The sequence below is a fragment of the Paenibacillus phytorum genome (assembly GCF_013141715.1).
GTDB lineage: Bacteria > Bacillota > Bacilli > Paenibacillales > NBRC-103111 > Paenibacillus_E > Paenibacillus_E phytorum.
The window spans coordinates 34,034-46,041 of the sequence record NZ_WHOA01000030.1 but is presented as its reverse complement, the minus strand read 5'-3'; the positions used below and the strand labels follow the sequence as shown (position 1 = coordinate 46,041).

The window sequence follows — 12,008 nt, the reverse complement described above, 5'->3', positions numbered from 1 at the left end:
AGTCGCTAGACTCTGGCCTTTTTTTTGTTCAATAACACATTTCATATCGAGAAATACGGAGTAATTTAACAGCGAAATGGGGATAGTAACGTGGAATTTGTGAGTGATGAGGAGAGGTTTACATGGAGCATACATATGAACATACGTATATCCCGCTAACTACATTATCAAGCGGTGAAGGCAAAGAAATTGCCATTGATATATATGGTTACTGCATTCAGATCGTGAATATTTGTTTCATTGGTAACCCAACGAGCAGGGAGAAAGAATGGGTTTTAGTTGACGCTGGTATGCCGCAATCGGCAGATGAAATCATTCGTGTCGCTGAGGAGCGTTTTGGAGCACATAAGAAGCCTACGGCGATCATTTTGACGCATGGACATTTTGACCATGTCGGGGCCATAGAGAGTCTTTTGGAATACTGGGATGTTCCGGTATATGCTCATGAGTTGGAAATCACTTATTTGACGGGAAAATCCAACTATCCTAAAGGGGATTCTACGGTGGATGGCGGGCTTGTAAGCGAGCTATCGCCCCTGTTTCCAAACCACGGTATTGACATAGGTAATCATGTACATCCCTTACCCGCTAATGGTATCGTTCCTGGACTGACGGGATGGCAATGGATTCATACACCGGGACATACACCAGGACACATTTCTCTTTTTCGAGCCAAAGATGGTTCATTAATAGCCGGAGATGCCTTCGTTACCGTTAAACAAGAGTCGCTTTACAAGCTGTTCACGCAAGAACAAGAAATAAGCGGACCACCTAAGTATTCCACGACAGACTGGCAAGCAGCCTGGGATTCGGTTAGAAAGCTTCAAGATTTACATCCATATTTAGCGATAACGGGACATGGAAAAGCGATGAACGGTGAAGAACTAAGCCGCGAACTAGGCCGTTTGGCGGAGGATTTTGAGAAGATAGCGATTCCTGAGGAAGGTCGGTTTGTGCATTAGGCAGTAATGATTGGATGGTCCTCCACAATTAGGTTAGCCTTAGTAGTAATACTCGAAATTATAAATCCCTCTACGCTTCCAAATTAGGAGGAGTAGAGGGATTTTTAACGTTACTATTATTTTCCTACAAGAGCAAGCTCTTTGTTTTCTTTCCTAGATTCACCTTTGTTCAGGTCATCCTGTGGTGTTTCCGTTGATAAGCTTTCTTGTTCCTCTTCAAACAGTTCCATTTGATAATCTTCCAAAACCTCGGATTGCTCCTCATTCATGACATGGATGGTCTCCGATTGAAGATCAAAATTCTCCTGACGATTCTTCGCATCAGTCTCACTAATCTGGAATTTGCTAATCTCCGCAAATAACTGCTGAGCAAGATCAAGGATATCATCCGACTCTTCGGCGATCCGGCGGATGGATGCATCTTGCTGAATCGAGGTTGAGCTTACTTCCTCGACCCCGGCAGCTGTTTCTTGCGCAATGGCCGCTACGAACTGAACGGAATTTACTAATCTGTCGTTCTTGGATTGGACATGTTCAATTTTTACATGGATTTGTTCAATTTGCCCGATAATTCCTTTCATCGATTGTTCGATGCCCTCGAAAGAACCGAGCGTATCTGCTACCCGATGGTTTTGTGCAACCGCAGATTCGCGAGCTTCGATCAGTGAGCTCTGTAATTCTTTGATTTGCTTCTGAAGCGCTTGAATGATGCTGCCGATTGTCTTGGAGGAATCATTCGTCTGCTGAGAAAGCTGACGAACTTCATCCGCAATCACAGAGAAGCCGCGGCCGTGTTCGCCGGCTCTTGCTGCTTCAATCGCAGCGTTCAAGGCAAGCACGTTCGTTTGCGTAGAAATTTCCGTGATCGAGTGAATAATAGCGCCAATTTGCTTGGAGCTGTCAGACAAGGTCATCATGGCAGCATCGACCTTCTGCAGGACAGCTTGTGACTGATCTGACGATGATTTCAGCGCCCTTACGGATGCTGTCCCTTGTATTGTACCGGACGCAGCCTCTTCACTGGTACGCTTCATTTCATATGTATAAGCGGTAATTTCACGAATCTCCGCTTCCAGCTCTGCAATGATCATCGAGCTTTGCTCTGTTTTCATGGCTTGCTCATCAGCACCCGTCGATATCTCTGTAATTGCCTTCAAGATATCTGTGTTGGCCGATGCCGTAAGCTTAGAAAAGCGGTGAAACTCATGGGAGTGCTCTGATAATGACGAAGCAATCTGCATCGTAGCATTCAGCATCTGTCGAACTTGAATGATCATATGGTCGAAGCTATTACTTAGCTTACCTAACTCATCACTGGATTTAGAATTAATCGTATGGGACAAATCACCTGCGGCAATAAGAGATACGGCATTTTGTAAAATTTTAATAGGACGTGTGAAGGAGCTAATGATTAGAAAAGCAATAATAATGGTTACAATAACGACGATAGCAAAAGCAATCAACATGACTCTACTGCTTTCATTAAGTGCTTTCGTTGAGTTGGCTATTGCTTGTTCGGCAGCCTCTGCATAGGTGACATAGAATTTATCAACAAGTTCAAAAATCTTATCCTTCAATTCCTGAGACTCATTATATAGGTAAAGGAGGTTAATTTGCAGATCTGTCGGTTTCAAGTTGGGGTCTTGGACCATTTTGGCCGCAGAGTCGAAGTTATTTATGTAATCAACGGATAATTGAATTAATTGGCTTCGCCACTTCTTTTGATCAGCTGTTGAAGCTGTATCGCCAATCTTTTGAATGAAATCGTTATAAGGCTTTCGCTTATCATTGTATTTTGCGATGTATTCCGGTTTCTTGGAAATCTCTAGCCCTGAGGCAATGATGTTCATTTCCTGTACCATATTTTTAAGCTCTAGCGCTAGCACCTTAAGTTCGACTTTATCGTTCTGGTCCGTCATATGTTTCTTGATTTGATGCACTTGATTCAGATTAAACAAAGCAACGGCAAGGAAAATGAGAAGCACTCCGCTGAAACTGGCAATTAATTTTAATCGCATGGTCATATTGATTTTGATCTTCTTCATAAGTCATTCCTCCTATATATTGCTTGACAATATTCGACTGTTTTCGTGTTTATACTTATTAATATAGGGTGCTTCTATTAACTAAAGCATCAAACTATGTTAAAGATATGTAAATTTACCCATACTTCTAATGAATGAAAGAACAATTAAAAGTTTTACATTACGTTTACGTTTCGTGGGTTTGGATTTTACATTCGGTTGTTACGATAGGTAAGTAAGTTAGTTCGACAGACAACAAAGTGGAATCGATACTAACATAACAAGTAACATACAAATCAAAGGAGGACATGCTAACTATGTTTAAGTTCATGTCGAAAAAAGGAATTACATTCACACTTTCCGCGGTATTAATGATGGGGTCATTGGTTGGTTGCGGCGCAAAAACAGATACTAAAAATGCTGCTTCTCCAACACCTGCTGCTAGTGCAGCTGCTTCTGCTGCTCCAACAAAAACAGAACTAAGCGGTACGGTTACTGCTTCAGGTTCAAGCGCGCTTCTTCCATTAGTTAAACAAGCTGCTACTGAGTTTATGGAAAAAAATCCAAAAGTAACGATCAACGTTACTGCAGGCGGATCAGGCACAGGAATTAAAAACGTAGCAGACGGTACTTCAGACATCGGTAACTCCGACGTTGAGCCAGCTGCTGAATATAAAGATAAAGGTCTTGTTGACCACCAAGTAGCAATTGCTCCATTCGCATTAATCGTAAACAAAGATGTAAAAGTTGATAATGTTACGAAACAACAAGCAGCAGACATTTACATGGGTAAAGTTACGAACTGGAAAGAAGTTGGCGGCAATGACGCGAAAATCGTTCTTGTTCACCGTCCAGATAGCTCAGGTTCCCGTACATTAGTTAAACAAATCATTCTTGATGGCAAAGAATTCACGAAAGACGGTATTACACAAGAAAACAGCGGTGCAATGAAAACAGCTGTTGCTGGTCAGTCCAGCTCCATTGGATATGTAGATACACCTTACATTGATGACACAGTAAAAGCATTGAAAATTGATAATGTAGCGTTCTCTGAGGACAACATCAAAAACGGTACTTACAAATTGTTTGGTGTTGAGCATATGTACACAAAAGGTGAAGCGAAAGATCCTGCTAAAGCATTCATCGCTTACATCACAAGCAAAGAATTCCAAGGTAAACAAGTTCGTGACTTGAAATTCTTGCCTGCAGATTTGCTTAAAAAATAATAAATAGAACAAACTAAGAGCGCTGGCATCCTATGCCGCGCTCTTTTTTACTTTGAAAAACGAAACTTTTACATTCTCTTAACAATTCATTAACGATCCAATTACAATCATGTTCTATCATAAAAGTAATGTGTATTTAAGAGAAAGGGGAATTACCCATTGAATTCCGTAGCAGACAAACTAACGAACGCGAAATCAGACGAAAGTCGTCCAATCGTCACGAAATGGACCCAAGGACAACATAGACAAGATAACATCATGAGGTGGGTGTTTGTTGGAAGTGCTGCCCTAGTGTCTGCCATCATTTTTTCTATCATTGTTTTCGTGGGAATGCAAGGGATTAAGACTTTTCAAGGAGTCAGTCCTTTTGAATTTTTCTTCTCTACAGACTGGACGCCAGGTCAAAATAAATTCGGAGCCTTTCCTTTTTTATACAGCACGCTGCTCATGACATTGGTTTCAGTTGTGTTTTCAGTGCCGCTTGCATTGTCAGGGGCATTATTCATGGCTAAAATTGCTCCGAGATGGATGCGTGAAATCATGCGTCCTGCGACAGATCTGTTCGTAGGTATCCCTTCGGTTGTTTATGGCCTAATCGGCATGACAGTTATCGTTCCTGCACTCGGTAAAATTACAGGAGGGGTTGGATACGGTATTTTACCAGCTTCAATCATTCTCGCAATCATGATCTTACCAACTATTCTCTCTATCTCAGAAGATGCTATCCGCGCATTGCCGGGACGTCTGGAGGAAGCATCACTGGCATTAGGAGCAACACGTTGGCAAACCATGTGGCGTGTCCTCTTGCCAGCAGCTAGACCCGGTATTCTAACAGCAATCATCCTTGGCATGGGGCGTGCAATCGGTGAAACCATGGCTGTTTTCATGGTTATTGGTAACTCGCCGCAAATGCCAAAATCACTCCTTGACTCAACAACGGTATTAACGACCGCGATTGTGAAGGATATGGGGAATACGAATTACGGAAGCACTTGGAATAATGCGCTTTATTTGATGGCGCTTCTTCTACTAGTGATCTCCTTATCCTTAATTCTCATTATCCGTATCGTAGCCAAAAGGAGTGAACTTAAATGAAGAGCAAAACAACGGATCGTTTGGCCACGATGTATTTCTGGGCATCGGGCATTGTTATTATTTTGATTCTGGCTTGGTTTCTATTTCGAATATTAGGTGATGGAGTTCCACATTTATCATGGAATTTCATCTTTGGGAAGTCTGAGGAGATCAAAGCTGGCGGCGGTGTAGGCCCGCAATTGTTCAACTCCTTCTATGTCCTATTCTTATCCCTGCTGATATCCATTCCAATCGGTTTATTCTCGGGGATATACTTGGCGATATATGCACAAAAAAATTGGTTCACTGATCTCGTACGAATCTCGGTTGAAGCTCTGGCTTCTGTTCCTTCTATCGTATTTGGATTGTTCGGTTTCTTACTTTTCGCCAATTTGCTCGGTCTGAAGTTTTCAATTATTGGTGGGGCCGCGACGGTTGCTCTGCTTAATTTACCTGTTATGGTAAGGGTCACAGAGGTATCGATCCGTACGGTTCCTGAATCTTATTGGGAGGCAAGCCTTGCACTTGGCTCAACCAGATGGCAAGCCATTCGCAAAGTGCTCATACCTGCTTCGCTACCAAGCTTAATTACGGGGATTACTTTGATTGCAGGACGCGCGCTAGGCGAATCTGCGATTCTAATTTATACAGCCGGCTTATCGGTTTCTCGCTTCTTTCCGGATTTCAATCCACTGAAGATGGGGGAGACACTATCCGTTCATCTCTGGTATGTTGGCGCTGAAGCGTTAGTTCCGGATGCCAAGGAAATCGCTAAAGGAAGTGCTGCGCTGCTCCTAATCGTCGTGCTCATCTTTAACCTACTTGTCAGCATACCAAGCCGAATTTTACAAAAAAGACTTTCCGGGGGGAAATAAATCGTGGCGACCAAGCATAAGATTAAAGCGGACAAATTAAATTTATTTTACGGAGATAATCATGCTCTCCACGATATTGAATTGGCTATAGAAACGGGTACAATAGCTGCTTTGATCGGTCCTTCAGGCTGTGGGAAATCCACCTTCCTGCGCACCTTGAACCGTATGAATGATCTCATTGATAGTGTGCGTATTACTGGAAATGTAGCTGTGGATGGTCACAATATCTATGATTCCGATTCCGATGTTGTTTCACTGCGTAAGCGCGTAGGGATGGTATTTCAACGTCCAAATCCATTTCCGATGAGCATTTATGACAACATTGCATACGGCCCTCGCATCCATGGTACGAAGAAGAAAGCCGTCCTAGACGAAATTGTAGAGCGCAGTCTTGTACAAGCGGCTTTATGGGATGAAGTAAAGGATCGTTTGCATAAATCTGCTCTAGGCCTGTCCGGCGGACAACAACAGCGTTTATGTATCGCACGGTTGCTAGCTGTAGAACCCGATGTACTTCTTATGGATGAGCCTACGTCGGCGCTAGATCCCATCTCAACGCTCAAAGTTGAAGAGTTGACACAAACTTTGAAAGAGAAATACACCATCATCATCGTTACGCACAACATGCAGCAGGCAGCAAGGATTTCGGATATGACCTCTTTCTTCCTTAATGGATACTTAGTGGAAACGGACAAGACGGATAAGATTTTTACCAATCCGAATGATCAACGTACGGAAGATTACATTACGGGAAGATTCGGTTAACTACAACTGAGGGGAGAGACGCAAAATGGACGCAAGACCTGGGTTTCATCAATCATTGTCAGTTTTGCAAAAAGAATTGCAGGATATGGGGGAAAGCGTAAAGGATTTGATTCTTAAGTCCGTGGAGTCGTTGGCCAAGTTCGATGAGAATGCGGCACGGCAAGTCATTAAGAATGATGATCTCATTGATGATTATTTAACAACTATCGATGAGCTTTGCCTTCGATTAATTGCTTTACAACAACCAATGGCAAGTGATCTGCGAATCATTGGAACAGCTATGAAAATCGCTACAGACTTGGAACGAATTGCTGATCATGCCGTAGATATTGCAAAGACTACGATCCGTCTTGCTGGAGAAGAGCTTGTTAAGCCGCTCGAAGTCATTCCTCAAATGGCCGATATTGCCATTGAGATGCTGCATGAGAGCCTAGTCTCTTATACAGAACGCGATGTTCACAGGGCTGCTGCGCTTGCCGAGAAAGATGACCGCGTGGATAAACTATACAGCTCGGTGATGCAGGAATTGATGGGGATGATGGGCTCTGATTACAATCGTAACCGTCAGTTGACCCATTTATTGTTTGTTGCTCATTTCTTAGAGCGTGTAGCTGATCACACAACGAATATCGGTGAAGGTGTTATTTATATGGTCACGGGGAAACGCAAAGACTTGAATGTGTAAGTAATTCCAATATAGAAGGGACGCTCCTAAGTCATCATGACTTGTGAGCGTCCCTTTTTCATGTTTGTGAGGCGGTAATTGGAAAGCGAATAAGGAAGGTTGTTCCTTTCTCACTTGATTGAACTTCAATCGAAGCATGATGCCTGGCAGCGATGCTGTAGCAAATAGCTAAACCAAGCCCCGTACCTTCATCTTTGGTCGTGAAGAAAGGTCTTCCTAGCTTCTCCAGATGTTCCTCATTAATTCCTATACCTTCATCAGCAATAAGTAGAACGACGTGTTCTGTCTCGGTGTAGGTTTCAATTCTCAGCTTACCGCCGAGGCTCATTGCTTCCAAACCATTCATACACATATTCAATATGAGTTGACGCATTTCTTTATCGTCGAGTTGAATAACAGGACAATCCTTGAATTGGAAATGAACATGCTTGCCGGACATGACGGCTTCAGCTTGGATGAGGGGGATGAGCATTTCGATAATACGATTGATATTTTCAGGTTGTTGATGGGATTGCTTATTTTTGGCCAGAGATAAATATTCGGTAATAATCTCGTTCGCTCTGTCCAACTCTTCTAGCATGATAGGGATGTATTCTTTTTGCATATGACGATCGTTCTCTTGAAATAATTGGAGAAAGCCGCGAATGGTCGTCATCGGGTTGCGAATCTCGTGGGCAATACCGGCGGCCATTTCCCCAACTAGATTGAGTTGAGCTAGACGAGCCATTTCCGATTCAAATCGCAAGCTTTCCGTGATATCGACGGCAACTTCGAGCAAGCAGCTTTCATTTTCAATATCGATAATTTCCGTTGAAAGCAGGGCTGTTCGAATTTCCTTGGACTTGGTTTCATACTTGACCTTGCAATTATGGATGACATCATTACAGTTCCTTGTATCACCCACTTCAGCTCGTAAGAGATCTAGTGTTGTTCCAATGATTTCATCGCCATAGCCTGTATATTGTTTCCAGCTTTCATTAATTTCGAGATAGGTGAGATCAGGTAGACGGCGAATAGCCATCAAAGAAGGAGAGAGTATGAACATTTTCTTGAAGTGTTCCTGTGATTTTATGAGCTTTTCATGGGCATCCACTAATTCGGAGGTTCTCTCTTCCACCCATTGTTCCAAAAGAAAATTTTGCTGCTTTAATTTCTCTTCCGCTTCAGCTAACTTGCGGTTGGTCTCTTCGAGATCTAGCGTTCGCTTATGCAGCAGTTCACTTTGATATTTGATTTTTTGATGATTGAGGTGCATGTTAACGAAGCCATCGACTTTCATGCGCAGCATTTTAGGATGAATAGGTTTGAATAAATAATCAATAGAGCCCACATGGTAGCCCTTCAAAACATGCTCAATAGAGGTGCTGAGAGCCGTTAGGAAGATGATGGGAATATCCTGACAAGCTTTTCGCTGCTTGATCAGTTCGGCCGTCTCGAAGCCGCTAAGTCCAGGCATTTGCACATCCATCAAGATTACAGCGATGTGATCAGCGGGTTCTTTTAATAGATATCTCAGAACTTCCTCGCCCGATTGCAGAGAAATAACGTCATAGTTGGAAGAGGCCAGAATGCTATTCAGAGCCAGCAAGTTCTCGTAGCGGTCATCTACCGCCAAGATTTTTACTTGTTGTTCCATTTCAAATCCTTTCCGTGCTTGTACATTGTACGCACCTAACAATCCATCCTTCTCTTTTTCGGGAAAAAGATTGAATTCCCTCTTTTTTTTTTGAAGTCTTTACATACATTTTACATATGGATAATAAAGCCAGTCATTTGATTTGATAGACTAGAGAAATAAGTATATTCAGGTAAGGGATGATGGACATGAAGGTTCAGTCAGAAATGCTGGAACAATTCTATAAGATGATAGATAAAGAGTACATATATTCCGTTTATCAGCCTATTATCTCGCTGCAGGATGGTCAAGTAATGGGGTATGAAGCGTTAACGCGAGGTCCCAAAGATAGTCCCTTTCATTCACCTTTGGCCATGTTTCAATTCGCAGAGCAGCAAGGGGAGCTCTACATGCTTGAGCAGCTTGCTCGTGAAAAAGCGATTAAAGGATCCATTTTGGAGCATCCGCAGCAATTGCTTTTTATCAATATTTCATCACAAGTGCTTTACGATCCTGGATTTGTTCCTGGTAAAACGCTTGAGATTTTACAGAAATACGGACTCCGTCCAAGCAATGTCGTTTTTGAAATTACGGAAAGAAGTTCGATTGAGGATTCCTCCTTAGCTCAAAAGATTCTGGAGCATTACCGTAAACAAGGCTATCGAATTGCCATAGATGATGCTGGTGCGGGATATTCCTCCCTACAAGCGATTGCGGAACTTCAGCCTGATTTTATTAAGATTGATCGTTCTCTCATTGAAAATATACATAAAAACAAAGTAAAAGAGTATATCCTTGAAACATTCGTTACTTTTGCCCATAAAATGAACATTTCCCTCATCGCTGAAGGCATTGAACATGCGGACGAACTAACCAAATTAACTCGGCTCGGCGTGCATTATGCCCAAGGCTATTTGCTTGGAAAGCCAAATGAATCTCCCGCGCTGGTGCAGGACATCCATAAAATGTTGATTTGGCAGCATCGCAAAGTACAAGGAAGCAGTATGACTTGGAGCATTGGCGACCTGAAAACTCCTGTGAAAGTGTTTGACAAGAAAAAACTGATTTCGGAAGTGGTGGATTACTTCAAAAAAAATCAAGAGGCAGTGGGTGCTGTCATCGTGGATGAAGAGGTGCCGATTGGCCTCATGATGAGAGACCGCTTATTTCAACAATTAACTGGTCAATACGCCTTCTCCTTGTTCTGGAATCGAACCATTGACAGTATTATGGATGAATCGCCGCTAATCGTGGACGAGTTGATGCCTGTTGAAGAAGTATCACAGATGGCTACCTCACGCGCAATAAACCACTTGTACGACCTAGTCATCGTTACAAGCAATGGGAAGATGGGAGGAGTAGCATCCATCAGAACGATTCTTGAGAGTATAACGAATGTACGAATGGAGTCTGCGCGCGTGGCCAATCCACTAACAGGACTGCCAGGGAATTTGCAAATCAATCGCGAATTGAACAAGAGGATAAGTGAGAACAAGCCGTTTCATGTGGTATATGCGGATTTGGATTACTTCAAATGGTTCAATGATCGGTTTGGATTTCAAAAAGGGGACCAACTGATTCAATATACAGCTGATATTATGCAGCAATCCATTGCGGTTTGTGGGACTCCGCATGATTTTGTCGGGCATGTAGGAGGCGATGATTTTATCGCGATCTCTTCCACGTTTTCTCCAAAACAACTGTGTCAGGAAATCATTCGCCGCTTCGAACAAGGTGTGCAGATGTTCTATGAGGATGAGGAGTGGGAGTATGTATGGGATCGGAGCGGCAACAAGGTAAAGAGCGAGGGAGTTACGCTTTCGCTCTCTTTAGTCGTTTGTGTATGTGAATCTCCCATTTCACTCGAACATATTTCCCAAACAGCCGCCCTACTTAAAAAGAAAGCAAAAGCGCATCAAGGAAGTATTTATTATTTTGAAAAAATTGGCTCAAGTGGCCTTGAATTAGAAAGTGTATAACAATTGTTTAAAAGAACGGATAATAATGACCTTCTGTTTACCGATTCGGCGCTCGGATATTTTCTTGATATTCCCCGGATGTATCCAAATCGCATCCATGCCGCTTGACGCGGCCCCCACCACATCGTTACGCCACGAATTTCCAACCATAACACTTTGGTTTGAAGCCGTGCTCATCGTCTTTAGGGCTCTCTCAAAGATAGCGGGGTGCGGCTTTCGCGGTCCATCCTTCTCTGAACTAAATAACCGATCTTGATCGATCCACCTGGTGAGTTTCATTTTCTCCAAGTTACTCTGCAACCTTTTCCGATTTCCATTACTGATGATAGCCAGTTTATAGTTATGTGATAATGCCTCAAGTGTGTCTTCAACGCCGGGAAAGAGGGCAACGAAGTTATCTTCCTGTTCTTCTACCTGTTCGAAAAAAGATCGTGTAAAGGCAGGACTGACGTTCACCGGCATAGGTTGAAGAGCTTTACGTAAACAAATGTGGCGCAGCTCATCAGGGGATATGGGGCTCCTAATCGGTGCCTTTCGGTGACGGCTCCACTCCATCTTATAGCTTTGCAGGGCTTCTTGGCTGGTAAAAAGCATTTCGCCTGGATCCCATCTCGCCGTAAAGTCGTTCATGACTTCAAGGAAAGCCGAATCAAAGCATTGTCTGCGATCCAGAATCGTATTATTCATATCGAAAAAAATAACCTTTTTGCGTATTGGTGAGAAAAAAGGGCTCATATGGAGAACCTCCTTCTGAAGAGCGGCCCATTGAATAATGGATTCCATACATGTTTATGTGCGGAACC

The 12,008-nt window shown here is 42.9% G+C and carries 10 protein-coding genes; 7 read left to right on the top strand and 3 right to left on the bottom strand.

Annotation, left to right across the window (positions count from 1 at the left end; translation table 11 throughout):
• Positions 1–122: 122 nt before the first annotated feature.
• Positions 123–962: an MBL fold metallo-hydrolase gene (locus tag GC098_RS04930; protein WP_171641485.1), complete on the top strand. Its 840-nt coding sequence runs from the start codon at positions 123–125 to the stop codon at positions 960–962.
• A 116-nt stretch (positions 963–1,078) separates the two neighbouring features.
• Here the strand turns inward: GC098_RS04930 and GC098_RS04925 are convergent, their stop codons facing one another.
• Positions 1,079–3,007, bottom strand: a complete 1,929-nt coding sequence (locus tag GC098_RS04925) for a methyl-accepting chemotaxis protein (RefSeq protein WP_171641483.1) — start codon at positions 3,005–3,007, stop codon at positions 1,079–1,081.
• A 296-nt stretch (positions 3,008–3,303) separates the two neighbouring features.
• Between GC098_RS04925 and GC098_RS04920 the strand changes: the two genes are divergently transcribed.
• From GC098_RS04920 to phoU, 5 genes are all read left to right on the top strand, one after another.
• The gene (locus tag GC098_RS04920) at positions 3,304–4,212 is read left to right on the top strand and encodes a phosphate ABC transporter substrate-binding protein (RefSeq protein ID WP_171641481.1); all 909 of its coding nucleotides are present in this window, start codon (positions 3,304–3,306) and stop codon (positions 4,210–4,212) included.
• Between the two features lie 159 nt (positions 4,213–4,371).
• A complete protein-coding gene (pstC, locus tag GC098_RS04915; protein ID WP_171641479.1) occupies positions 4,372–5,307 on the top strand; it encodes a phosphate ABC transporter permease subunit PstC in 936 nt (311 codons plus the stop codon).
• Positions 5,304–6,161: a phosphate ABC transporter permease PstA gene (pstA, locus tag GC098_RS04910; RefSeq protein WP_171641477.1), complete on the top strand. Its 858-nt coding sequence runs from the start codon at positions 5,304–5,306 to the stop codon at positions 6,159–6,161. Before pstC ends, pstA begins: the two co-directional genes overlap by 4 nt.
• Complete coding sequence (pstB, locus tag GC098_RS04905; protein WP_036635822.1) at positions 6,162–6,926, top strand: phosphate ABC transporter ATP-binding protein PstB; 765 nt, start codon at positions 6,162–6,164, stop codon at positions 6,924–6,926.
• A 25-nt stretch (positions 6,927–6,951) separates the two neighbouring features.
• Positions 6,952–7,611 carry a phosphate signaling complex protein PhoU gene (gene phoU, locus GC098_RS04900; RefSeq protein WP_171641475.1) on the top strand — a complete coding sequence of 220 codons (660 nt, stop codon included), beginning with the start codon at positions 6,952–6,954 and terminating at the stop codon, positions 7,609–7,611.
• 58 nt (positions 7,612–7,669) lie between these two features.
• On the opposite strand, the gene GC098_RS04895 is transcribed toward phoU, so the two are convergent.
• Positions 7,670–9,247, bottom strand: coding sequence for an ATP-binding response regulator (locus GC098_RS04895; RefSeq protein WP_171641473.1), 1,578 nt, complete (start codon positions 9,245–9,247; stop codon positions 7,670–7,672).
• Positions 9,248–9,426: 179 nt separating this feature from the next.
• Between GC098_RS04895 and GC098_RS04890 the strand changes: the two genes are divergently transcribed.
• The gene (locus tag GC098_RS04890) at positions 9,427–11,205 is read left to right on the top strand and encodes a GGDEF domain-containing protein (protein WP_171641471.1); all 1,779 of its coding nucleotides are present in this window, start codon (positions 9,427–9,429) and stop codon (positions 11,203–11,205) included.
• Here GC098_RS04890 and GC098_RS04885 read toward each other — a convergent pair.
• Positions 11,191–11,940 carry an HAD family hydrolase gene (locus GC098_RS04885; RefSeq protein WP_171641469.1) on the bottom strand — a complete coding sequence of 250 codons (750 nt, stop codon included), beginning with the start codon at positions 11,938–11,940 and terminating at the stop codon, positions 11,191–11,193. The genes GC098_RS04890 and GC098_RS04885 overlap by 15 nt on opposite strands.
• Between the last annotated feature and the right edge of the window lie 68 nt (positions 11,941–12,008).